This window comes from Desulfurobacterium atlanticum (assembly GCF_900188395.1).
Classification (GTDB): Bacteria; Aquificota; Aquificia; order Desulfurobacteriales; family Desulfurobacteriaceae; genus Desulfurobacterium_A; species Desulfurobacterium_A atlanticum.
Genome location: NZ_FZOB01000005.1, coordinates 42,880 through 65,583 on the forward strand (window position 1 = coordinate 42,880; position 22,704 = coordinate 65,583).

The following is a 22,704-nucleotide window of genomic DNA, read 5'->3' on the forward strand; positions in this document are numbered from 1 at the left end:
TCTACTCCTCTACAGATTTAAAAAAATGATAAAAATAAAGAACACCAGAATAAACAGCAACAGCTGCAGAAAAAAGCAGAAGATATCCTCCAAGCTTTAAAAAACCTGAAAGAAGAGTAATTATAGATACCATTAGAAGAACCGTTTTAATCTTTCCAAGGTTTCCAGCAGGTAATACAATACCTTTTGATGCAGCAATAGCTCTTAATCCTGTTACCGCTTCTTCCCTTGCAACTATTGCAGTAACAGAATAAGGATCACACAGATGTTTATAGGAAAGAGCTATTAGAACAGAAGACGTGAGAATTTTATCCGCTACCGGGTCAAAAAGTTTTCCAAAGTTTGAAACACTTCTCATCTTTCTTGCAAGATAACCATCAAGAAAATCCGTAAAAGCGGAAATAACGAAAAGAATAATCGATATAAAATACATCCCTTCTATTATAAAAAACACTATAAAAGGTATGAAAATAATCCTTAAAATAGTTAGAATATTCGGAATAGCGCTCATAATCTTAAATCTTCATCGGCATTATTACACATTTTAATTGAATTTCTTCTGGCGAAGAGATAAGAACCTGAGTCATAGGTCCATCCATCATTATCTCAACAGTTTCTCCATCAAAACTTGCTACAGCCTCTATCATATGTCTAATATTGAAAGCTATCTCAAACTCCTCACCTGTATACTCACAGGGTATTTCAACTTCAGCTTCCTCTCCAGCATCTATAGAATCAAACTTTTTAGCTATAAGCTTTACATTATCAGGATTAAATTTCATAACTACAGGTTGTGCATCTTCCTTATCATAAATTACAGAAACCTCTTTCAGAGCTGTTAAAATCTCATCTCTGTTTACAATTGCTTTTAACGGATTATCTTCAGGAATAACGGCCATATAATCTGGATATTCACCCTCTATAACAGAACTAAAAAGATAAGTATCATCAAACTCAAAAAATATCTGATTACCTTCAGTTGAGATTTTCACCTCTTGAGAACCTCTCATAAGCCTTTTAAGCTCTGAAAGTGTCCTTCTTGGAACAATTACGTTAAATTCAGGCACATTAGCTTCTATAGTGTATAGAGCTAATCTGTGACCATCTGTTGCAACAGCATCAATTTTGTTACCAGAAGAGTTTAAATAAACACCCATAAGATTATATCTTACCTCATCTTTACTTGCTGCATAAGCTACTTTTCTAATTGCTTTGTCAAGTTCATCTACAAGGATAGAAACTTCATTACCACCTTTAAGTTTTATCTGGGGAAACTCATCAGATGGCAAAGTTGCCAGCGCAAATTTCGATTTCATCGTCCTTATAATAAACATATTTTCTTCAACTTCACACTCTATCTCTTCCACAGAAAGGCTTGAAACAAGTTTCTGCAGTTTTTGAGCATTTACAGTTATACTTCCCTCTTCCACCGCATCACAGCTTACAACTGTAGCAACACCCAAATCAAGATCTGTTGCTGCAAGAGTAAGGGTATTATCAGAAACATTGAGTAAAACATTTGACAATATTGGAATGGCTCCTTTTTTGTCCGCAGCTGGCGCTACTTTTTTTACTCCTTCTTTTATTACCTCTTTGTTTATTTTAAATTTCATTCTTCCTCCTTACATTCATAGTAGTAGTAGAATGACTATATTATGTGCAAAATTCCTGTAGGCTTTCCTATTGTATAAAAATTTTTGTGTAGATGTGAATAAATTTGTGGATAACCATGTGGATAAGTAGAAAGTTATCCACAGATTTAAAGATAAACTGTGGATAAGTGGAAAGTTTTTCGCTTTATCCACAGGTCTAAGATTATCCACAGTAGTTATCCACAGTAGTTATCCACAATATATGTGGATAAGTTACAGGGCACTATCAACTGAGCGTGTTAACACTCCTTCAATCTCATATAAGAGGGATTGAATTTGAGCATCTTTTTCTCTTAGCTCTTTTATTCTGTTGTAAGCGTGCATTGCTGTTGTGTGGTCGCTTCTGTTAAATGCTGCGGCTATCTTTGGATAGGAGTAATTCCCAAGTTTTTTACACAGATACATAGCTATCTGCCTTGCCAGTGCTATCTGCTTTTTCCTTGAATTTCCGTCAAGGTCCTCTATTTTCACGTTCATTATCTGTGATACTGCTTTTTTGATTTCATCTACAGGAAGGGTTTCTGAAAATGATTCAGAAACTGATGTAGAATTTCCAGGTTCTATACTTAGAGTTGTTCTGACAAGTTCTGCGTCAAGCGGTTTTCCTTCAAGCTGTGCCTTTGCTTTAAGTTTAAGCAATGTTCCTTCAAGCTGTCTTATGTTTGACTTTATACGGCTTGCTATGAGCTTTAGAACTTCGTCAGACACTTCTATTCCTTCGTCTTCAGCTTTTCTTCTCAGTATGGCTATTCTTGTTTCAAAATCTGGCGGCTGAATGTCGGCTATAAGTCCCCACTCAAATCTGCTTCTCAGTCTTTCTGTTAACATTGGAATGTCTTTTGGTGGCCTGTCGCTTGTTAGGACAACCTGTTTTCCTGAATCGTAAAGAGCGTTAAATGTGTGGAAAAATTCTATCTGTGTTCTATCTTTTCCGCTTATAAATTGGATATCGTCTATAAGAAGAATATCAACCGTTCTATATTTTTCTCTAAACTGTGTCATTCTGTCGTTTCTTAAAGAATCTATAAGGTCGTTCATAAAGCTTTCTGTTGTTACATAAACTACCGTTTTTGATGGAAAATGCTCTTTAACAAAGTTTCCAATTGCCTGCATAAGGTGGGTTTTTCCAAGCCCAACTCCCCCGTAGATAAACAAAGGGTTGTAAGCTTTCCCTGGATTTTCGGCAACAGCTATTGCGGCAGCATGGGCAAACTGGTTACTTGAACCGACTATGAAGTTTTCAAAGGTGTATTTTGGATTAAGGTTTGATTCTATTTTTGGTGCTTTTTTTGTGCTTAAGTTAAGTTCAAGCATAACACCTTTTGATGCTTTTTCCTGTAAAACTATTGATATTTTTAGGGGTTTGCCGAAATTTTTTCCAACCACGTTTTGAATTAGGGGGAGGTATCTTTTTTCTACAAACTCTTTGGTTATATTGTCTTTTGCTTTTAAAGTTAATCTATTTCCTGATACAGATATAAATTCAAGGTCCTTTATCCAGGTTTTGTATTCGTGTGGTTTTATGCTTTTTTTAAGCTCGTTTAAGCATTTGTCCCATACTGCCTTCACTTTGATACCTCCCCACGAATTCATAATGTGTATCCACCATTCTATCAATTTGGAGATTTGGTGTGGATAAATTGCAGGGTGTAAATATATAATTTTTTGTGAAGGTTTGTCACTTGTTTAAAACTGTAGTGAGCTACTTTAGTATCCTGTCTGATTGGCTTTTGTTGACAATAAAATGTGCTTATTCAATGTAGTGTTGCAAGGTTTTAAAGAATTTTATTAAAAACTATGCAATATTCTATTAGTTGGCGGACAGTTGTTACAACAACTGAGTTTGAGATTTTTTTTAAAAGTAAACTTTTGCGCTTAAAATTTTTTTAAAATGCGACTAAAAAAATGGAAGATATTTAAAATGTTTTTCGTTTTTCTTTCTATATTTAGATATTTTTAAATTAAACATACTTTTTTATTAAAAATAAGATAAAAGTTTAATGTTAATTTAACATCTTTTTTTTAAAAAAAACCGGGTATAATTATAGTCCTAATATAAAGCAGTTTCAGGAGGTTGTTTAATGAGATTTTCTAAACTTTTTGCTCCAACACTTAAAGAGTCACCTTCAGACGCTGAAATTCCAAGTCATAAACTTTTGATAAGAGCTGGATTTATCAGGAAGAAGGCAGCCGGCCTTTATGATATTTTGCCTCTTGGTGTGAAAACTCTTATGAAAATAGAGAAAATAATAAGAGAGGAGATGGAAAGAGCAGGAGCTCTGGAGGTTATTCTCCCAATTATGCATCCTGCAGAATTGTGGATTGAAAGCGGAAGGTGGGATGTTTACGGTAAGGAGATGATAAAGTTTAAAGATAGACATGAAAGGGATTATGCTCTTGGACCAACAGCCGAAGAGATGATAACAGACCTTGTGAGAAAGGAGATTCGTTCATATAAGCAGTTACCTATCAATCTTTTCCAGATAGGTAGGAAGTTCAGGGATGAGATACGACCAAGGTTTGGATTGATGAGATGTAGAGAATTTATTATGAAAGATGCTTACTCTTTTCATGTTTCTGATGAGGATGCTGAAAGGGAATACTGGAATATGTATGAAACCTATTCAAGGATTTTTCAAAGAATGGGTCTTGAGTTTAAAGCTGTTGAAGCTGATACTGGAGAGATTGGCGGGAAATTTTCCCATGAATTTATGGTTATTGCTGATACAGGAGAAGGAAAGCTTGTTTACTGTGAATCCTGCGGATACGCTGCAAGTACTGAGAAGGCTGAACAGGCAGAATCAGAAGTGGATACTGATAGAGAATCTAAGTTTTCATCTGTTGAAGAGATACATACACCTGATGTTAAAAGTATAGATGATGTTGCTGAATTTATAGGAATTGATAAAAGTGAAATTGCAAAGCTTATAGTTGTTATTGCAGATGAAAAACCTTATGCTGTTCTTTTAAGAGGTGACAGGGAGATTAATGAACTAAAGTTATCAAGGCTTTTAGGTGTTAAAGATTTTAGGTTTGCCACAGATGAAGAAGTTAGAGAGTTTACAGGTCAGGAGCCGGGCTTTCTATCTCCTTTAGATGTTAAGATTCCACTTGTTGTTGATGTATCTATAGCTTCCATGGTTAATTTTACTGCTGGTAGTGGTAAAAAAGATTACCATCTAAAAAATGTAAACTGGGGAAGGGATTTTGATGTTGAGAAGTTTGTTGATATTTCTGAGGTAAAAGGTGGAGATAGATGTCCAAAGTGTGGTGCTTCTCTTATAGAGAAGAGAGGAATAGAGGTCGGTCACATATTTAAACTGGGAACAAAATACAGTGAAGCTATGAACTGTGTTTTTGTTGATGAGGATGGGAAGGAAAAGCCGATGGTAATGGGGTGTTACGGAATTGGTGTGACAAGAGTAATGGCTGCTGCTGTTGAGCAAAATTTTGATGAGTCGGGAATTATCTGGCCTGTTCCAATAGCTCCTTTTGAGGTTGAGGTAATTCCTGTAAATGTGAAAAACAGTCAGCAGATGGAAATGGCTGAGAAGATTTATGAGGAGTTAAAGAGAAAAGGTATTGACGTTCTTCTTGATGATAGAAATGAAAGAGCTGGTTTCAAATTTAAAGATGCTGACCTTATAGGTATTCCTTTTCAGATTGTTGTTGGTAAGAAAGTTTCTGATGGAGTTGTGGAGTTGAAGATTAGAAAAACAGGAGAGAAAGTGGAGGTTAGTGTGGCAGAAATTACTGAAAAGGTTTTATCTTTCTTGAGTTAAACTTTAAGGTATTTTTTAGTGTTGTTTGTTTTTTTCAAGTTCCCATAGAAATATGTATTTAGCAAATTTGTAATAAGATGTAGTAATTGCTACTGTTAGTCCCCTTATGCCGTCCAAAAATCCCATGTGTATGAAATATTCTCTTATAAAAGCCCATGTTGGGTTAAGTAAAAGTTTATGTATTTTAAATTTCTTGCCACTTTTATACATCTCTTCAGCAGATAGTTTTGCATATTTGATAGATTTCTGATAGTGCTCATAGATGTTTTTATATGTGTAGTGGAATAGATAACCGTTTAACTTTTCTACTTTTCCGTCAATTGCAAGGTATTCGTGAACGTTGCCGCCTTCCCATCTGGGATTACTTTCCTTTTTTACAAGTCTTAAAACCCGGTCTGGCTGCCATACATGGTTTAGAAATTTACCTGCGTAGAAAGTTTTTCTATTAAGTATAAATCCATCTGCTTTGTTCTTTTTTATAGCTTCAATTATCTCTTTTTTAAGTTCTTTAGAAACAACTTCGTCAGCATCAAGAAATAGAATCCATTTCTGTGTGCATTTTTCTATTAAAGAGTTTTTCTGTTCTCTAAAGCCTTTCCAATCTTCAATAAAAACTCTTGCCCCATAGTTTTTAGCTATTTCTACAGTTTTATCTTTTGAGTGACTGTCAATTATTACAATCTCTGAAGCTATATCTTTAATGGCTTCAAGGGTTTTGGGCAGATTTTCTTCTTCATTGTAGGTTATCATTGCAACTGTCAGTGGAAGTTTCATAAGTTCCCTTTTAATAAAGTGTTTATAGGGATTATATTAAATTGTTATAAGAATTAAGCGTTGCAAGGTAAATTTTTTGTAAAAATTTCCTTTTTAAGGGTTGACACTTACGCTTACTTCTCCTATATTTCCTCCTACGCTGTTGTCCCCATCGTCTAGCCCGGCCTAGGACACCGGCCTTTCACGCCGGCGACGGGGGTTCGAATCCCCCTGGGGACGCCACTTGTTGACATTTGTGCGGGAGCGGAGTAAATTTGTCTTCATCATACCCCCCTTTTCCCCCTCCCTCCCCATATATGGAGAAAGCTGGCACCTGCAGGTGCCAGCCTCTTTTTATAAACGTACATAAATATAACATTTTTCCTTCAATTAAACAATCTTTATCAATAGATAATTTTTTTGATCAGTTCAGGTTTTTCACGTTTTTCCTTTTCTATTTTAAATGCTGATAGAAATTTCTTAACAAAAGCTGTTTCATCTCCGGAGTTGAAAATTATTTCTCCGATTGTTTCTCCCTTTTTAACGTAGCTTCCAATTTTTTTGAAAAATCTAAGTCCTACAGTGTAGTCTATTTTATCCTCTTTTTTCTTTCTTCCTCCCCCCATTTCTACAATAAGAAATCCAAGGGTTTCTCCATCAATTTTTGTTATGTAACCTTCATTTTTACTTTTAACGCAAATTTTGTTCTTTCCTTTAGGCAGTTTTGTTGTGCCGCCAAGATATTCTATCCATTCACAAAAGCGGGGTAGTGCTTTTCCCGAGAGAATTATGTTTTCTGCTTTCTCTTTTCCTTCTTTGAAAGTTCCTTTTTTTGTAATTTTGAAAATTATTCCCACCAATGTGGTTACTACTTCAAGAAGATCGTTTGCTATATCTCCCGATAGGGCGTTAAGAGATTCTTCTATCTCAATGGCATTCCCGGCAGTTCTTCCAAGTGGTTGATTCATCTCTGTAATTGCGGCTCCCGCCTTTTTACCATAAAGTTTTGATACGTTCACCAGTCCTTCTGCTAACTTTTCTGCATCTTCCATCTTTTTCATAAATGCTCCAGATCCAACTTTTACATCAAACACTATTCCGTCTGTATTAATACACAGCTTTTTACTTAAAATACTTGAGACTATTAAAGGGATACTTTCAACTGTTGATGTTGCATCTCTTAAAGCGTAAATTTTTCTGTCAGCAGGGGCTATTTCCCGGGTCTGGCAGGATATTGAGAATCCAAACTTTTTCACCACATCTTCTATCTCTTTTTTGTTTAGGGTGACTTTCATTCCGGTACTTTCCATTTTATCTGCTGTTCCGCCGGTAAATCCAAGGGCTCTACCTGATAAAAGCACAGCAGGCAGTCCAAGTTCTGCAAGAACAGGCGCTATAACAAATGAAACTTTATCTCCTATTCCTCCTGTGCTGTGCTTGTCAACGATTGTTCCGTCAATGTTTATATTTACCGTTTCACCACTTTTAAGCATTGCATCTGTAAGAAAAAGTGTTTCTCTATCGGTCATTCCCTTAAAGTAAATTGCCATTAAAAGTGCAGCCATTTGATAATCCGGAATCTCTTCACTTACATATTTTTTAACAGTTTCTCTTATCTCTTCTTCTGATAACTCAAATCCGTCCCTTTTCTTTTTTATTATCTCTTTAAACAACATCTTAACTTCCCTTTAAAAAAGGTTTACTCCGACAACTTTTGCCATGAGAAAGCTTATACTGTTTATTGTGTTCATTAGTATGGAGGTAAACGGCGGAAGCATTATTATTGCTATGAGAATAAACATTCCATAAGGCTCATACTTTCTGATTTTTAAAAGTGTTTCAGCCGGTAAGAAATATTCAAGAATTCTGTATCCATCAAGAGGTGGTATGGGAAGAAGGTTAAATACTCCAAATGCGATGTTTATAAATGCACCCCATGTAAAGAATATTGTTAAGGGCAGACCTATAGATGCAGGGATGTATACTGTAGATAATACTTTAAGGAATATAAGGAACAGAAAGGCACTTATAAAGTTTGATGCCGGGCCTGCAAGAGCTACAAGTAACATTCCAAGCCTTTTATTTTTTATTTTTCTAAATAGAAGTGGATTGACAGGGACCGGTTTTGCCCAGCCAAAATGAACAAGCAAAAGAGCTATAAATCCAACAATATCTATATGGGCTATTGGATTTAGAGTCAATCTTCCGTAAAGTTTGGGAGTTGGGTCTCCCAATCTGTAAGCTACATATCCGTGGGCAAACTCGTGGATTGTTAATGCCCATAGTATTGCAGGGATGCCTATTATCCATTCTGTTGCGTTTATGATATCCTCCTTTCATATTTGGTTTTAAATTTTTTCTTCAACAATATCTCCGTAAGGTTCCACCTCTTTGAAAATCTGTCCCTGAAAGCGGTAAACCTGACAGTATGGAGATTTCCAGCAGTCCGGCGGTAGCCCGGCTTTTAGACAGGTTTGGGATAAAAACTCTTCTTCATTCCATCCCCACTCTACAGGAACCTGAGGAAGGAGGAGGCCACTTGCAAAACCGCACCGAACTATCAATCCATCTCTTCCGACTTTTATTTCTTCAGGTAGTTTTTCAGGTGGAACATCTAAAAGTTCAGGTGGTGTTAAAACGGTAACTTCAAATGTTACATTTTCAAGTTCTGATGGGTCCATCGGAGGAAATCTCGGGTCTTTTGTTGCTGCAGAAATTGCAGCGTCTATTGTTGCTTCTATAAGTGGCATTACAGGTTCTGGAAATCCTATACATCCTCTGAGCTGGTCTGCCGGGAAAGTTTTTATGGTTACAAAAACACCCCTTTTCTCAAATAGCTCTGGTGGTGTATCTGGCGGTATAGGAAATTTTCTTCCGTTTATTAGAAGCTCTTCCACTGTTGTCCTTGCAACTTTTACAAGGAATTTTCCGTATTCTAAGGGAAGCAGTTCCATTTTACTCCTCCAGAGGATTAGCTATATATCCTGTAAATAAAATAGTTCCTTTTTTATCTGTTATGGTGAAAAAGAATGGTCTGTCTATTTTAAACAGTTTTTTAGGTCTTGGAAGGATAGATTTTAAACCTATTACAACGGCTGTTGCAGCGGCAGCTTCTGTTCCGTTTTCATCCACATTAATAAATGTCTGATGAATCGCTTTCTGAACGTAAAGATTTTTCTTTCCGGTCATTTCAGAAAGGTCTGCTTCCATGTTGAAAACATCTTTTATTCCGATTTTTGAAAGTGGTTTTTTAAGATATGTTCTGTTTTTAAGTTTAAATTTTGGCATTTCAAGGTCAACATTTTTAAAATTTAGTTTGTTTAAAACATTGTTGTAGTTTTCATATGTGAGTTTAAAGTTTTCCGTTTTTGGAACAAATATGTTCATTCTGTAACAATTTTTATAGAAAAGGGAAATCGCTTTCACCGTTTCATTTTCAAAAGTTTTAAACCTTCCTGATGTTTTCATCATCGGTACTTTTACAGTTTTACCTAATGTGTAAAAAGGTTTGTTTTCTGTTAGTTCTTTTTTAAAAGGTATCAGCCAGTTATCTTTAAAATGGATAGCGTTAACTATTATTAAACGGGAAAGGGAGTTTACGTCGGATGGTTTTAAAAGGTTTTTTATTTTACCTTTAGTTGTTTTTTCCACATCCCTGTTGATAAGGTTAACGGTTTTTATCCTTTCTGTTTTGTTTTTAAAATCAACCTGTTTTATCTCAGGTTGATAAAAATTTGTTACAGTTTTTAAAAAATTTCCTTTTAGTTTAAATCCTTTCTGGATATAGATTCCGTTAAAGAGTTTTAAATTTTCATCCGATTTTTTCTCTTCTATTTCCTCTTTTATAAGTTTTCTGAGAACAGATTTTTCTGGATATAGAAAGCCTCTTTTAAGCTCTTTTTCTGTATTGTTCTCTGCTCCTTCATACACTGGTGAAAATGCTATGTAGATACTGTAGGGTGAAATAAGGATATTTTTCTTCTTTTTGTAAGAAGCGTTTAAAAATTTTAAACTGAAGTTGTTTACACTTTCTTCAAAAGTTCCTGCAACAGCACTTCCTGTTAGAAGAAGTGCTGCTAACAGGCTTAAAAATATTTTCCTCATTGTGTTTTCCTTATAAGGTTAGTGGAACAATCTCATTATATCGTTATAAAACACCAGAATCATCAGTATTCCAAGAAGAGCAAATCCTATCTGTTGAAATCTCTCCCTAAATTGAGGAGAAAGAGCCCTGCCTCTTATCCATTCTATCAAGAACATAACGATTAATCCGCCATCAAGAACAGGAAGTGGAAGAAGGTTAAAGTAGCCAAGCTGAAGGCTTATGAATCCCATAAAGTATAAGAAGCTTGAAAGTCCGGCTTTTGCAGCTTTACCTGCTACCTGAGCAATCATTATGGGACCGCCGAGACTTTTGACAGATGCGTTTCCTGTTATCAATTTTTTAAGAAATGTGAAAAATAGAGTTGATTGGGAGATAAACTCTTTTATTCCCATCTTAATAGCTTCTGGGAAGGGATATTTAATAAAGGTCTGGTCAATTTCAGGGACTATGCCTATTACATACTTTTTATACTCTTTGTTGTATTCAGGTTTAACTTTGATAGTTAGTTTTCTACCTTTTCTTAAAATCTCAAGGGTAATCTCTTTTCCGTTGCTGTTTTTAATCTCATCAACCACCTGATTCCAGCTTCTAATCTCTTTTCCGTTTATTTTTAAAATCACATCTTTCTTTTTTAATCCTGCCTTTTCTGCAGGGCTACCTTTGACGATCTGGCCTATTACAGGTTTTAATGCAGGGACAACATTTACAGTTCCAACACCTGTTTGGTTATCAAATCCTGTTTTCAGAGAAACATCTATCTCTTTTCCGCCTCTTTCAACAGTGAGGGTTAGTTCCGTGTTAGGATTTAGTGCTACTATTTTTTCAAACTCTTTCCATGTTTTAATTTTTTTGCCGTTTACTCTTTCTATCACATCTCCCTGTTTTAGTGTGGAGTTTTCAGGAACAAATCCAACCTTTGCCGCTTCAATGCTGTAGGTTGGGACGTATCTTCCTATTGAGTAAACAGCACAGAAAAGAAAAATAGCAAGGACCAAATTCATAAAAGGACCTGCAAGAGCTATAATTATTCTTTGCCACGGTGGTTTGGCATAGAAATCCCTTTCACTTTTGATAGGTTCATCAGGGTCTTCTCCTGACATCTTTACATATCCGCCTAAGGGAATAGCTGCGATTACGTATTCTGTTTCTCCGTAACGTTTTTTAAATATTGCAGGTCCAAATCCTATTGAGAATGTTTCAACTTTTACGCCGAAAAATTTTGCCGCCAGAAAGTGGCCTGCCTCGTGGATAGTTATTAAGATTCCAAGGGCAACTATAAAAGCTAAGATTGTTATCATTAAACCTCCTTAAATACTATCTCTTTAAGAGCTTCTTCAGGTTTTCTGTATCCTGTTTTTATGGCAAATTCTACTTCATGGAGTGTTTTAAGCAGATTGTATAGCTCTTTTAAAGAGATTTTCTGTGTAAGATTAATGTATTCCTTTATGACTTTCTGGGGAAGCCTTACTCTTTTCCCCGATTTTATCTCAATTATCTGTCTTAATTGGGTTTGTAAAAGTGCGATAAGGCTTAACGGTTCAGTTCCTTCAGACAAAAGAATGTTTAAATTTTCAATATAATTTCTTTTTTCTCTTTTAAGTATGTGTGTAATTAAAGAGAATATGTTGGTTGTTTTTGTGGCGAAGATAAGTTCAGATATCGTTTCTTTTGTTAATTTACCCGGAAAACAAATAAGTTTATCGGTTTCAACTTTAAGGATTTGAAGGTCTGTTCCGAGAGTGTCAATAATAAAAAGGATTGTTTCATCATCTATCTCTTTTCCTGCTGTTTTGAATTTTTTCTTTAGAATTTGAAATACTTTTTTTCTATCAAAATGCCGGGCAACTACTATATGTTTACTATGTTTCAATATCTCTTTAAAGAGTTCTGTATTAAGGGTCTTTTTATCTATTTCTGTTTCAGAAACAAGAAGGTAAGCAGAAGAGTTTTTAAGAAACCCTATAAATTTTTCTTTATCGGTTTTTTTCCTGATTTTGGAATTTAAAGAGTTTATATTCAGGACTATTAAAAAAGGTTCTTTTTGTGTAAAAAGGTTCTGAGTTGTTCCTTTAAACAGCTTATTTAAAAAGTCATTGTCATTAACATCCACTTTTTCGGTTTCAAACTTTTCGGATAAAGCTTTTATAACTTGCTTTATTAAGTAGATTTCATTACCGTGTATGAATATCTTGTTTTTACCGATTTTTCCGGATTTTATCTGTTTTATAAAATCTCCAGCAGAGACTTCAGCCATTTTTAACCTTTACCATGATTATGGATTTTGGTTCTGTGGGACAGGCGTTTATACATCTTCCGCATCCCTTACATTCGCTGCTGTGAAATTCGGGATAACTTCTATTTTTTATCGTTATGGCTTTATCAAGATTCGGGCAGCTCCAGTAGCAGGAAAGGCAGAACATCTCTTTAAAAGCCACACATTTGTCTTTTAAAAGTTTTGCTACGTATTTGAACTTTTTAAGGTTCTCCCTGCTTAATGCGTTTGATTGACATACCTCTATACAGGTGAAACACTGTTCACAGTAGTTGTTGTCAAAGTTCATTACAGGAAGGTCAAGAAGTACTGGGTTTAGTTTACTGTATTTCTCAAGAACACCGCTTTTACACTCATCTACGCATTTTCCACATTTTTCACACAGAGCTGTAAATCTATCTTCGTCTCCGCTTCCAGGAGGATATACAACATTGTCTGTTGTCTTTGACACCTCATAGGCTAATTCTGCTGCTGCTTTTGTTATGGAAGTAAACAGTTCTTTAAAAAAATCTCTTCTGCTACTCATGGAAGTGTTCCTTTTTTAGCTCTTCTGTAAATTATAAATGCAACTATTAGTAAAATTCCAGATATTGTAAATATAAGATTTAAATTGTGTTGCACAAAATCGGTAATCTCCTTTCCGTAGAAATAGAAGAGAGCAGCCTCTGCGAAAAATCTTAATCCTCTTCCTATTATTGAAAATAGAATAAGTTTTGAAAGGCTTGCATACAGAACACCTGATGTAATTGTAAAAAGCTTATAGGGGAGTGGAGTAAATCCTGCTGTGAGAATAATCATACTTTCGTAGGCTTCAAACAAACGGTGAACTCTGTTAACCTTTTCTTCTCCAAAAAATTTAACAGCAAGAGGTTTGCCACCTTTATAACCTATGAAATAACCCACAATTCCGCCAAGTGTTGAGAACAGAGTTGTTACAGCTGCATAAAAGAACGCACTTTTTGGATTTGCAGCACACAGGGTGATAAGCAAAACGTCTGGAGGTATAGGGAAAAATATCGCTTCTATAAAACTGTTAAATGCAAGTCCCAAAGCGCCATATTTTAAGGCAAACTCCTGCCAGAAAGATGGGTTTAAGAAATCCATAATCTTCTCCGTTGCTTAGCAGTATGGAGATAAATATATGGATTTTTGGTTTAAAAGAGTATTTTGAGTTTTAGGTAAGGTCCAAATAGAGTACTGGTGGCTTTTGCATAGATGTTTAAACTGCTTGTATCTTTCTCAGTTTCAAAAGTGTATTTTGTATATCTGTATCCTGAATTTAGATATATGTGCTTTGTTACTTTGTAGTTGATACCTGCTTCTCCTTTATAAAAAAAGGCAGTTTTTCCTTTAAGATAGACACCATATCCTGAAGGATCTATAGAGTATTTTCCAGATACATTTACATTCAGCCCGTAGCCGGCGGATATTGATAGGAAAAAGAGATTATTACTATTTATGTTTGAGAATCCTACTGTTAAAAAACTGGCGTCCCATTCCATAGCAGATTCCACTGCCTGTAATATTATTTGATTGTTGTTCAGTATATAAAAAGTTTGGGGAAGCTGGTATTTTATGTTCTGAAAACCAATTTTAATGTTGTTGTTTAACAATTTTTCAGAGCTAAATTCAATACTGTAGATGTAAATTGAGGTTGAGAAATCTATATAGGATCTGTTTTGCGTTTGGGTGTCGTATCCTTCAGCGATTCCATTTGTTGTTCCTTTTATGTAGGTGATTGTGGAAGAAAACTCGTTAAAATCAATTCCTAATTTTCCAAATAGCTTTTCCGCTTTGGTTGTGTTCTTTACTGTTTCTTCATCTGTTGATAGGTATTTTAAGCTTAATTTTATGAACTTCCATTTTCCTGCTAAAGAGATTTCCCGAGCCATTAAGTTATCAATTTTAAATGTGTGGTAAATTGTACTTTTAACTACTTCTGTGTCTGGTTTATCACTTTGTTCCCAGGTCATTAGCCAGTATCCAGCAGAAGCTGATATTTCAGAATAAGAGTTTAAAGGGAACATAAGAAAAAATATAATCCAGAACAGTATAGTTTTTTTCATTTCTCAACCACCAGGCTATAATAAGTTAACCTATTGTTACCTCTGTAGACTTTAATTTTGTAGTCACCTTGAGTGATTACTTTGAAAGTAAAGGTCAACGAATCTCCCGGGTCTGGGGAATCATCGTCGGCAACCTTATAGGAATCAACTTTATTACCGAGAGGGTCGTAGAGTTCAACGTAGACATAACCGTTGTAAGAGTAGGAGGAATCGGTACCTTCAAGGACAGTAACAGTGACGGTATAAGTATCTTCGGTTAGATTTTTAAGAACATAATAGTCAGCTGTGTCGTAACTTTCAAAATTGACTTTTCCCTGTATAGTTTCACTTAGGTTAATAGGAGTAGCTGTTGGTAATGAATTGTTTGGTTCACCCTCAGCGTCTTGAATCAATCCGTTTTCAACAGATGGATAAACCACCAGGCTATAATAAGTTAACCTATTGTTACCTCTGTAGACTTTAATTTTGTAGTCACCTTGAGTGATTACTTTGAAAGTAAAGGTCAACGAATCTCCCGGGTCTGGGGAATCATCGTCGGCAACCTTATAGGAATCAACTTTATTACCGAGAGGGTCGTAGAGTTCAACGTAGACATAACCGTTGTAAGAGTAGGAGGAATCGGTACCTTCAAGGACAGTAACAGTGACGGTATAAGTATCTTCGGTTAGATTTTTAAGAACATAATAGTCAGCTGTGTCATAACTGAATAAGTTAACATTTGTAACTATGCTTTTTCCAAGTTGCAACGGATAGGCGGTAGCCGGGACATCATTTGGTTCTAAGTTACCGTCCCATACTGCATAAATCTGCGTTTCTGGAAAGGATGCTGGTATTTCTTCGGATGGGAATATGCCTATCTTAAGAAGTAAGTCGCAGTCTGTCTCATAATTTGTATTTTTGGGATAAAGTCTTAATTCATAATTGTCAGAAGGATTCACCACTTCAAGTTCTATAGCTCCTTCCGTATTTATCGTTGTCCCTGTTGCTGGTCCGTTGTTAAGGTAAATTTGCCCTTCCACGTAACTATCATCTATTAAGAGTTTTTTGTCAAACATAAGAATTTCATATTTCCCAGGTGCCGGGAAATGGAGTTTAATAGGAATATAGTCCTCAACAAAACCATCTCCGTCTATATCAGATAGTTTTGCTGTTTGAACTCTTATTTGCTTTATCTGTCCTGAAGATAAGGTTTTGTTCTCTTCACTATCAAGGTCTCCTAAAACTCTTGTAACTATCTGGTATTCGTACAAGGGTTTGTTGTTTTCATCGGTTTCCTGGGAGTGTATCTTTATTATTGCAGTTCCGCTTTTGTTTGCTGTTATGGTTCCATTATTATTTACTGATGCAATAGTTTCGTTAGGGGATTCAAAAATTAAAGTTTTGTCTGTAGTTGCTTCTGGAATCTGAAATTTATCATTTAAATAAATTCCATCTGATGTTGTGTAAAGTTTCAGATATGGGATGTCGGGTTCTTTCAACCATACATAATCTATAGGATTGACTTTAACGTAAATTTCTTTTTTTGATAATAAACCGTTTGAATCGGTGGCAGAGATTTCTATTCGGTGAATACCCGGAAGTAGCACTTTTTCAAGAGTTGTTGTGTTGGTTGATAATAAACCTTGTAAGTCGGAAAACCACTGGATACTTAAATTTTCCACAGAATCTTCTAAATCAAAAATAGAGGTTACTATTTTAACTTCTTCATTAGCACTGTATGTTTTAGGATTTAATTTTGTAAGTTCTGATTCTGATGGTGAAAGTATATCTATTTCAGGATAATGGTTGACATTTAAAGTGTATGTGGCGATATCTTTTCTGGAGTTTGAAGTAGCCTCTATAGTTAAAGTGTATATTCCACCTTCATCTGGTAGTTTCAATATTGCTTTTCCAGTAGTTGGATTTTTATAGAGCCATACTCCTGCATTTGAATAAAAGTTGTAATTTATTAAATCTCCATCATCATCTGTAGCTGCAACTTCTATATTTAAGCGATTTTCAGGATTTAAAAAACACGTTTTTGTTGTTTCATTACATACTGAAACTTTCGGGTTATCAAGGTTTAAAAATTTTGTATAGGTAATTTCTGGGGGATTCGGGTCTATATACTCTATTTCTATTGGGTAAGATACCGTATAAGTTTCTCCGGGGGAAATGGAATTTATAAAAATATTTTCTTCTTTAAGACTATTTCCTTCTCCATCTCTTCCTGATATTGACAAAATATATCCATCGTAACCGGCAGGAATGTTGTTTAATATAAAGTTAAAAGGGGTTTGTGGATTGATATCGTAAAAGTGATACGTTTTTAAAAGTTCATTATTATTTGAGTTATATATGTTTATATCAATAGAAAACAGAGTATCAGAAGAAGGAAGAGTTAAAGTTCCGCTAATTGACCCCAGTTGCCTTTCAAGTATTATTGGTTCTGTGATAAATGTGGTATCTCCTTTGATAATAGTAAATGTAATTGTTTTCGTTTTAAAATAATCTTTAGTGGGAGTGATGTTGAGTTTATATTCTCCTTCAGGGAGGTTCTTTATTAAAAAGAAACCATCCGACTTTGAGGTATATGCTTTAGTTTCTATTTGACTGCTATCTCCAACTTTTTCATATCCTATAATTGTTCCTGCATTGGTATCTTCACCTGGAAGAAAAACATACCCCATTACACTTCCTGTAGTAGTTTCCTTTTTAAGTGTAATATTCCCTATATTTAAATCTGAACCGTATTCAGAGATATTTATCTCTTTTTCTACTGGGACAAATCCTTCTTTTCTGACAGATAATGTATAAGAACCTATGGCAACATTTTTAAATTCAAACTTTCCTGCACTATCTGATAGATTTAAAAGGAAATTTCCTTTTGAGGGCTGGAGTGTTATTATTGCTTCACTTATTGGGTTTCCGTCTTCATCTTGAATAGTTCCTTTTATTTTTGAAGAACTAATAAAGTCATCCAGAGTTACTGTTATGTCACTTTCTTCAGGAACTTTAATATATTTAAAGAAAATAACATTTCCATTAATATCTGATATTGCTACTAAATAGCATCCTTCAGGAATGTTTTGAATAGTTTCTGTTGTATTTGGCAAAATTTTCCTGTTTTTTATAAGAAGTTCCGGAATATTTAGAAGAAGGCTTTCATACTTATTTGTTTGCACTTCTAATGTCATATTGTAAGTTTTGGTTAGAGAAATTTTCCCAAGGTCTACCGTTTCAGACTCCTTTACAGATATGTTATTTAACTGAAATCCTTCTGTTTTATTTTCTGTCAGAAATGTTATTGAAATGTTGGAGGAAGGTGTAACGTTATCAATTATTACCGTACTGTTTTCATAAGTTATTATGTTTGAAAAAGTGTTATTTGTATTTTCTATTGAGTTTTCTATTGCATATTTTACTTTGTCCGGGGTTGCGATAAGTGTTCCATTCATATAGTTGATGTTTTCAACCTCAAACTTTATTTTTCCGCTGGATTTTTCTATAGTGTAAGAGGAACTTTCAGAGGAAACATCAGTTGTCGGTTCAGATTCTTTATTATCTTCAGATGGAAAGCATCCAAGTATGAATGGTATTAAAATTACAAGAAGTAAAAGTCTTAGAAACGGCTTTACTCCTTTCATTACTACATACCTCTTTTGCAGGTATTTTTCTTTTGTTATTTTGATAATTTACCATAATTTTCCTTAGTAATTTTTTACTAGTGAAATTGGTTGTCAAGATGTTTTATAAAGTGTTTTTGCTTATACTTATAAGTATTAATTGTTGGAAAAAAATATATAATTAAGTATTTAAGTTTCGTTTGTGGGTTTTCCAGTTAAATTTGGTTATGGGGGGAAGTATGAAAAGGCTATTAACCTTTACGGTGGCATTTATTCTTTCCATTTCAACTGTTTATGGAGAGAGCTTCCAGGATTTTCAAAAAAATTTGAGTAATGAATTTTTATCATTCAGAGACAATGGATTTAAAGAGTACAAAAAAAGAATAGATGAAGAGTTTCGCTTATATAAAAAGATTCTTAATGAGGAGTTTGAAAAGTATAAAAGAGAGATTGGGAAGTACTGGAGTCAACCTGTTTTGCCGTCTCAAAAGGTTTTTGTTCAATACAGCAAAGATTTTAGAAAGAGGACAATCGTTGATTTCCAGAACAGCACAATTAAAGTGGAAATTCTAAATCCCGGCAATAACTACAAAAAGCAGCTAAAAGAAGCCTTAAAAGAGATAGTAGTTGAGGATGTTAAAACAGCTTTTAACAAAAATCCAGTGTTTGTTAATGTTGAAAAAAGACTAAAGAAACGGAAACTTAAAAATATAGCACTATCAAAGGTTAAAAAAGAGAAAATAGTTGGAGATGTTCTAACAGGAAAGGAAAACATATCTAACCATGAGGCGGATAGAATTGCTGAAAACATATTAAAAAAAGGAAAAATAAAAAAACTTAGAGAGAAAAAAGGTAGAAAGAAGATTGTTCTTACATATTCTTTTCCTAAAAATAGAATAGTGATAAAGGCAAAAAAGTATAGAGATATTGTTCATAGGTATTCTAAGAGATACCGGATAGATGTTCCTTTGATCTTCTCCATTATACATACAGAAAGCAGCTTTAACCCTATGGCAGTCTCCCACATTCCAGCTTACGGACTGATGCAGATTGTTCCTCAAACTGCCGGCAGGGATGTCACTAAGAATATTTTTGGAAAACCTATGCTTCTTACACCTTCCTACCTTTTCAACAGTGAAAATAATATAAATATAGGAAGTGGTTATCTTTACCTGCTGTATTACAAATATTTTGCTGGAGTGAAAAATCCTAAAAGCAGGCTTTTCTGTTCTATCGCTGCTTACAATGGAGGACCAGGAGGGGTTGCAAGAGCGTTTACAGGGACAACAAATTTGAGAAGAGCTATAAAGGTTATAAACAGAATGTCACCCGAGCAGGTTTATGAAACTTTACGTAAACGTTTACCTATGAGAGAGACAAGAGAGTATCTTAGAAAAGTTTATAGTAAAATATATTTATATAAAAACTTTTAGAGGGAGGATATTATGAAAGTAAGAAAGGTTTTAGCTGCTGCTATGGTTGGTCTTATTGCTGTTGTTGCAGGATGTGGAGGGGGGAAGCCTACTCCTAAAACAACAGTGGAAGTTTCTTTCCCGTGGGATGATTACTGCAATAAGTATTCTAACATTGAAGGAGGACTTGCGGTTTGTAAATGTAACTTTGCCATGGATATAGAAGAAGCACAGATAGCAAGAGAAGAATCTGTAGCTGATGCAAGGAGCGAACTTGCAAGGTTACTTGAAGTGAAAGTTATGACTATGGTTAAAAGGTATAAAAACAGAACTGTAGCTGGTAAAAAACGTTATATGGGAAGCACATTTGAAGAAGTGGCCAAGCAGGTTGCCAAACAGTACTTAAGAGGAACAAGGGTAATCAACTCCAAAACGTTCAGGGCTGATGATGGAAGATATGTTGTTTGTGCGGTTGTAGCTCTTCAACCTCATACCGTTAAACAGATGATTAAGGAGATGGCTCAGAAAATGGAGCTTTCACCAAGAGATGAGGATATTCTCTATCAGGAGTTTAAAGCTTATAAGGCTCAGCAGGAGCTTGAAAAGGAGATGCAGAAGTATTAAGGAAATAGTTAATGGAAAGATTGTGGGTAATGTTTCTGATTGTGGGTTTAATTTCAGGGTGTTCGTCTCATAAAAGGGGGGCTGTAGAAGCAGTTCCCCCCTGGTTTTTTGAACCGGCTGATTTAAGAAATAAAGGGGGAGTTGGATTTTCAAATCCTGCTATAAAAGAGGAGAAGGCTTATCTTATAGCGAAAGAGAGAGCTATGAAAAGCCTGTGTAATATTACTGATGAAGATTGTACAGAGGAGATTAAAGAACTTAAACAGGGAAAGGATGTTTATCTGAGAGGCAGAAAGGTTAAATTTCTAACTAAAAAAATAGTTGATGATAGATTTGTTTCAAAGGAAATTTATGCTGCTTATGCTGGATTTAAAAAACCGTTATCTTTCAAATATTATAAAGACTGTCTTTCTCCTGACCTTTCAAAGTGTAAGCCGGAGTGGGTTTGCGATTATTTTGCCGAAGGTGTTGCAGGCGCTGTAGGTATTTCAAATATAGCTCCAAACTTTTTTGACGAGTATATAACTGCTTTAAAAGATGGAGTGGAAAAGCTTTCTTTGATGTATGGAGTGGATATAAGCGGTTTTGAAATCAGAAAAACGTTTAAAGAGCCTCTTTCAACATTTAAGTTAAAGGTGAGAGAAATTCATCTGGGAAAGGTAAAAAGCAGGAGTATTAGAATTGTTGTTAGGTCGTTATTTGTTGATAGGAACGGCAAACTATTTATGTATTTAATTTCTCCTGACTTAAAAACAAATAGACCTGATATGTTTAAAAATAAAAAGTTAAAGCCCTGCTGGATAGATGATCCTTTCTGTTTAGGTGGAGAGTATGTTTATGTCGGTGTTTGTGGCAACCACATAGGAGGGGTAAAAGAACAGGTTAACACTGCAATAAAAAGGGCGCTATTTCAGCTTGCAAAAGATGAAGGACTTTTAGTTGACTATGAAAGGATATCTGTTAAAATTGATAAAAATAAATGGATATTAAAAGTTTTGAAAGAAGGGGTAAAACAGGAAGTTAAGGGAAGGGTTATAGGTATCTACTTTTCACCTTCTGGGAAGGTTTTTGCTGGGGTTGTAAAAGCAGATTAATTATAAAGTTCTCGGGGGTAATATGAGGGCGTATTTTTTAGCTATCTTGAGCTTATTATTATCACTGTTTTCCTGTGTTTCTGCAAATCAAAATGTATCTGCAAAAACAAATACAAGTGTTAAGGACCCTGAAATCAGGGCTGTAGAAGAGAAAGCAGAGAAAGCTTTTAATGAGCTTGAGGGAGAATTTAAGTCTGAAGAAAAAGAGTATCAGTATCCTGTAGATTCTGAAAAAACAGAATCCAGGCAAAATAATGAGTCTCAAAATAACACTCCTGCTGTTAAAAAAGAAAAACCTGTTACTTTAAAAGGCAGGGTTATTTTTAAAGAGTGTGCTTTCGGCAAAAATAAAACTGAGGCAAGGGCTACAGCTTTAAAGAGAATCTCTCAGGATATCATTTCAAATGTAAGTGCTGTGGAAGTTGTGAAAAAACAGCTTAAAAACAGGAAGATTACAAGGGAGTATTTTTCTTCCACTTTAATAGGAACAGAAACTCTTTTAAAGGGGGTTTTCTTTGAAGATAGAGGAAGGAAAAAGGAAGGGTATGAAGTTTGTGCTGTTTTAACAGATGAAGGAGTAAGGCAGACGGTAGATTATCTCAAGTCCTTTTTAAAAAGAGACCTTTCAGCACTGTCAAAAGATGAGCTTAGAGAGCTAAAAAAGAAAGCATTTCTTCTTATATCTATAGCTGAAGCAGTAAACGATAAAAAGAATGTAAACTTTGCACTTAAAAAAATTGGAGAGATAGATAAATACTTAAACTACGGAAGACTTGTGGTCATCACTGTTCCTGAGGACGCGGTTGTTAAAGTGGATGGTAAAGTTTACAGAGCCGGTAAAACAATTCTCTTAAAGCCTGATAGAGAGTATTTTGTTGAGATAGCCAGAAAGGGTTATAAGTCTGTTAGAGAGAAAATATACCTGTCCAGAGGGGAGAAAAAAACAATTTCCCTTGAACTTCCAAAGAAAATTTCATTCTCGGTGCCTGTTGTGTTGAAAATAGATTTTGATTACGCAAGGCCGATAGTTGAAAAGCTGCTTATTGATAGTGGATTTATAGTTACAAACAGTGCTCCAAATGTTCTTGATATAAAAATAAGAGATTTTAAAACCAAAGTTAAAGGTTATGAAAAACATGAACTTGAAGTTGTTGCAACCCTTCTTTCAAACGGTAAACCTGTTGTTATGAAAAGAGGAAAGATGAAGCCGTTTTTCACAACCGATCAAACTCACGATACGATTTTGAAAGAGAAAGCTGAAAAGCTTGTTAAAGCTGTGATTAACAGCCTTTTAAACAGTGTTGATACTGAAAAGCTTTCAAAATAATCAGGAGGTGAG

At 34.9% G+C, this 22,704-nt stretch carries 19 protein-coding genes and 1 tRNA gene; 6 read left to right on the forward strand and 14 right to left on the reverse strand.

Annotated features, from left to right (window positions below):
* Window position 1: 1 nt before the first annotated feature.
* The 3 genes from pgsA to dnaA form a co-directional block, all read right to left on the reverse strand.
* The gene (gene pgsA / locus CHB58_RS04640) at window positions 2-511 is read right to left on the reverse strand and encodes a CDP-diacylglycerol--glycerol-3-phosphate 3-phosphatidyltransferase (protein ID WP_089322942.1); all 510 of its coding nucleotides are present in this window, start codon (window positions 509-511) and stop codon (window positions 2-4) included.
* Between the two features lie 4 nt (window positions 512-515).
* On the reverse strand, window positions 516-1,613 hold the full coding sequence (gene dnaN, locus CHB58_RS04645) for a DNA polymerase III subunit beta (protein ID WP_089322943.1): 1,098 nt from the start codon (window positions 1,611-1,613) through the stop codon (window positions 516-518).
* A 252-nt stretch (window positions 1,614-1,865) separates the two neighbouring features.
* Window positions 1,866-3,221 carry a chromosomal replication initiator protein DnaA gene (gene dnaA, locus CHB58_RS04650; protein WP_089322944.1) on the reverse strand — a complete coding sequence of 452 codons (1,356 nt, stop codon included), beginning with the start codon at window positions 3,219-3,221 and terminating at the stop codon, window positions 1,866-1,868.
* Between the two features lie 512 nt (window positions 3,222-3,733).
* On the opposite strand from dnaA, the gene CHB58_RS04655 reads away from it, so the two are divergent.
* Window positions 3,734-5,434: a proline--tRNA ligase gene (locus tag CHB58_RS04655; protein WP_089322945.1), complete on the forward strand. Its 1,701-nt coding sequence runs from the start codon at window positions 3,734-3,736 to the stop codon at window positions 5,432-5,434.
* 15 nt (window positions 5,435-5,449) lie between these two features.
* Here the strand turns inward: CHB58_RS04655 and CHB58_RS04660 are convergent, their stop codons facing one another.
* Complete coding sequence (locus tag CHB58_RS04660) at window positions 5,450-6,208, reverse strand: glycosyltransferase family 2 protein (RefSeq protein ID WP_089322946.1); 759 nt, start codon at window positions 6,206-6,208, stop codon at window positions 5,450-5,452.
* 144 nt (window positions 6,209-6,352) lie between these two features.
* On the opposite strand from CHB58_RS04660, the gene CHB58_RS04665 reads away from it, so the two are divergent.
* Window positions 6,353-6,430 (forward strand) — tRNA-Glu (locus CHB58_RS04665).
* A 161-nt stretch (window positions 6,431-6,591) separates the two neighbouring features.
* On the opposite strand, the gene CHB58_RS04670 is transcribed toward CHB58_RS04665, so the two are convergent.
* The 10 genes from CHB58_RS04670 to CHB58_RS04715 form a co-directional block, all read right to left on the reverse strand.
* Entirely contained in the window at window positions 6,592-7,863 is a 1,272-nt protein-coding gene (locus tag CHB58_RS04670) for a thymidine phosphorylase (protein WP_089322947.1), read from the reverse strand.
* A 12-nt stretch (window positions 7,864-7,875) separates the two neighbouring features.
* On the reverse strand, window positions 7,876-8,421 hold the full coding sequence (locus CHB58_RS04675) for a site-2 protease family protein (RefSeq protein WP_245807336.1): 546 nt from the start codon (window positions 8,419-8,421) through the stop codon (window positions 7,876-7,878).
* A 114-nt stretch (window positions 8,422-8,535) separates the two neighbouring features.
* Window positions 8,536-9,141, reverse strand: a complete 606-nt coding sequence (locus CHB58_RS04680) for a TIGR00296 family protein (protein ID WP_089322949.1) — start codon at window positions 9,139-9,141, stop codon at window positions 8,536-8,538.
* A gap of 1 nt (window position 9,142) precedes the next feature.
* Window positions 9,143-10,291: a serpin family protein gene (locus CHB58_RS04685; RefSeq protein ID WP_089322950.1), complete on the reverse strand. Its 1,149-nt coding sequence runs from the start codon at window positions 10,289-10,291 to the stop codon at window positions 9,143-9,145.
* A gap of 18 nt (window positions 10,292-10,309) precedes the next feature.
* Window positions 10,310-11,590 (reverse strand): RIP metalloprotease RseP, encoded by a 1,281-nt coding sequence (gene rseP / locus CHB58_RS04690; RefSeq protein ID WP_089322951.1) that lies wholly within the window; start codon window positions 11,588-11,590, stop codon window positions 10,310-10,312.
* On the reverse strand, window positions 11,590-12,546 hold the full coding sequence (gene holA / locus CHB58_RS04695; protein WP_089322952.1) for a DNA polymerase III subunit delta: 957 nt from the start codon (window positions 12,544-12,546) through the stop codon (window positions 11,590-11,592). The genes rseP and holA overlap by 1 nt, the downstream gene beginning before the upstream one ends.
* A complete protein-coding gene (locus tag CHB58_RS04700; protein WP_089322953.1) occupies window positions 12,539-13,090 on the reverse strand; it encodes a 4Fe-4S dicluster domain-containing protein in 552 nt (183 codons plus the stop codon). The genes holA and CHB58_RS04700 overlap by 8 nt, the downstream gene beginning before the upstream one ends.
* Window positions 13,087-13,668, reverse strand: coding sequence for a YqaA family protein (locus CHB58_RS04705; protein ID WP_089322954.1), 582 nt, complete (start codon window positions 13,666-13,668; stop codon window positions 13,087-13,089). The genes CHB58_RS04700 and CHB58_RS04705 overlap by 4 nt, the downstream gene beginning before the upstream one ends.
* A 50-nt stretch (window positions 13,669-13,718) precedes the next feature.
* Window positions 13,719-14,630 (reverse strand): hypothetical protein, encoded by a 912-nt coding sequence (locus CHB58_RS04710; protein WP_089322955.1) that lies wholly within the window; start codon window positions 14,628-14,630, stop codon window positions 13,719-13,721.
* A complete protein-coding gene (locus CHB58_RS04715) occupies window positions 14,627-18,256 on the reverse strand; it encodes a carboxypeptidase regulatory-like domain-containing protein (RefSeq protein ID WP_089322956.1) in 3,630 nt (1,209 codons plus the stop codon). The genes CHB58_RS04710 and CHB58_RS04715 overlap by 4 nt, the downstream gene beginning before the upstream one ends.
* Window positions 18,257-18,474: 218 nt before the next feature.
* On the opposite strand from CHB58_RS04715, the gene CHB58_RS04720 reads away from it, so the two are divergent.
* The 4 genes from CHB58_RS04720 to CHB58_RS04735 are packed head-to-tail and all read left to right on the forward strand — an operon-like array spanning window position 18,475 to window position 22,692.
* Entirely contained in the window at window positions 18,475-19,668 is a 1,194-nt protein-coding gene (locus tag CHB58_RS04720) for a murein transglycosylase domain-containing protein (RefSeq protein WP_180706437.1), read from the forward strand.
* 12 nt (window positions 19,669-19,680) lie between these two features.
* Window positions 19,681-20,271: an LPP20 family lipoprotein gene (locus CHB58_RS04725; RefSeq protein ID WP_089322958.1), complete on the forward strand. Its 591-nt coding sequence runs from the start codon at window positions 19,681-19,683 to the stop codon at window positions 20,269-20,271.
* An 11-nt stretch (window positions 20,272-20,282) separates the two neighbouring features.
* On the forward strand, window positions 20,283-21,365 hold the full coding sequence (locus tag CHB58_RS04730; protein WP_089322959.1) for a hypothetical protein: 1,083 nt from the start codon (window positions 20,283-20,285) through the stop codon (window positions 21,363-21,365).
* 22 nt (window positions 21,366-21,387) lie between these two features.
* On the forward strand, window positions 21,388-22,692 hold the full coding sequence (locus tag CHB58_RS04735) for a PEGA domain-containing protein (RefSeq protein ID WP_089322960.1): 1,305 nt from the start codon (window positions 21,388-21,390) through the stop codon (window positions 22,690-22,692).
* Window positions 22,693-22,704: the final 12 nt, after the last annotated feature.

Coding starts and splice junctions, on each gene's coding strand:
- CHB58_RS04680 (WP_089322949.1), bottom strand. CDS start 9,141: ATGGAACTGCTTCCCTTAGAATACGGAAAATTCCTTGTAAAAGTTGCA.
- CHB58_RS04735 (WP_089322960.1), top strand. CDS start 21,388: ATGAGGGCGTATTTTTTAGCTATCTTGAGCTTATTATTATCACTGTTT.
- CHB58_RS04655 (WP_089322945.1), top strand. CDS start 3,734: ATGAGATTTTCTAAACTTTTTGCTCCAACACTTAAAGAGTCACCTTCA.
- CHB58_RS04715 (WP_089322956.1), bottom strand. CDS start 18,256: ATGAAAGGAGTAAAGCCGTTTCTAAGACTTTTACTTCTTGTAATTTTA.
- CHB58_RS04660 (WP_089322946.1), bottom strand. CDS start 6,208: ATGAAACTTCCACTGACAGTTGCAATGATAACCTACAATGAAGAAGAA.
- CHB58_RS04720 (WP_180706437.1), top strand. CDS start 18,475: ATGAAAAGGCTATTAACCTTTACGGTGGCATTTATTCTTTCCATTTCA.
- pgsA (WP_089322942.1), bottom strand. CDS start 511: ATGAGCGCTATTCCGAATATTCTAACTATTTTAAGGATTATTTTCATA.
- CHB58_RS04725 (WP_089322958.1), top strand. CDS start 19,681: ATGAAAGTAAGAAAGGTTTTAGCTGCTGCTATGGTTGGTCTTATTGCT.
- CHB58_RS04670 (WP_089322947.1), bottom strand. CDS start 7,863: ATGTTGTTTAAAGAGATAATAAAAAAGAAAAGGGACGGATTTGAGTTA.
- CHB58_RS04705 (WP_089322954.1), bottom strand. CDS start 13,668: ATGGATTTCTTAAACCCATCTTTCTGGCAGGAGTTTGCCTTAAAATAT.
- CHB58_RS04730 (WP_089322959.1), top strand. CDS start 20,283: ATGGAAAGATTGTGGGTAATGTTTCTGATTGTGGGTTTAATTTCAGGG.
- dnaN (WP_089322943.1), bottom strand. CDS start 1,613: ATGAAATTTAAAATAAACAAAGAGGTAATAAAAGAAGGAGTAAAAAAA.
- CHB58_RS04710 (WP_089322955.1), bottom strand. CDS start 14,630: ATGAAAAAAACTATACTGTTCTGGATTATATTTTTTCTTATGTTCCCT.
- CHB58_RS04685 (WP_089322950.1), bottom strand. CDS start 10,291: ATGAGGAAAATATTTTTAAGCCTGTTAGCAGCACTTCTTCTAACAGGA.
- holA (WP_089322952.1), bottom strand. CDS start 12,546: ATGGCTGAAGTCTCTGCTGGAGATTTTATAAAACAGATAAAATCCGGA.
- CHB58_RS04700 (WP_089322953.1), bottom strand. CDS start 13,090: ATGAGTAGCAGAAGAGATTTTTTTAAAGAACTGTTTACTTCCATAACA.
- rseP (WP_089322951.1), bottom strand. CDS start 11,590: ATGATAACAATCTTAGCTTTTATAGTTGCCCTTGGAATCTTAATAACT.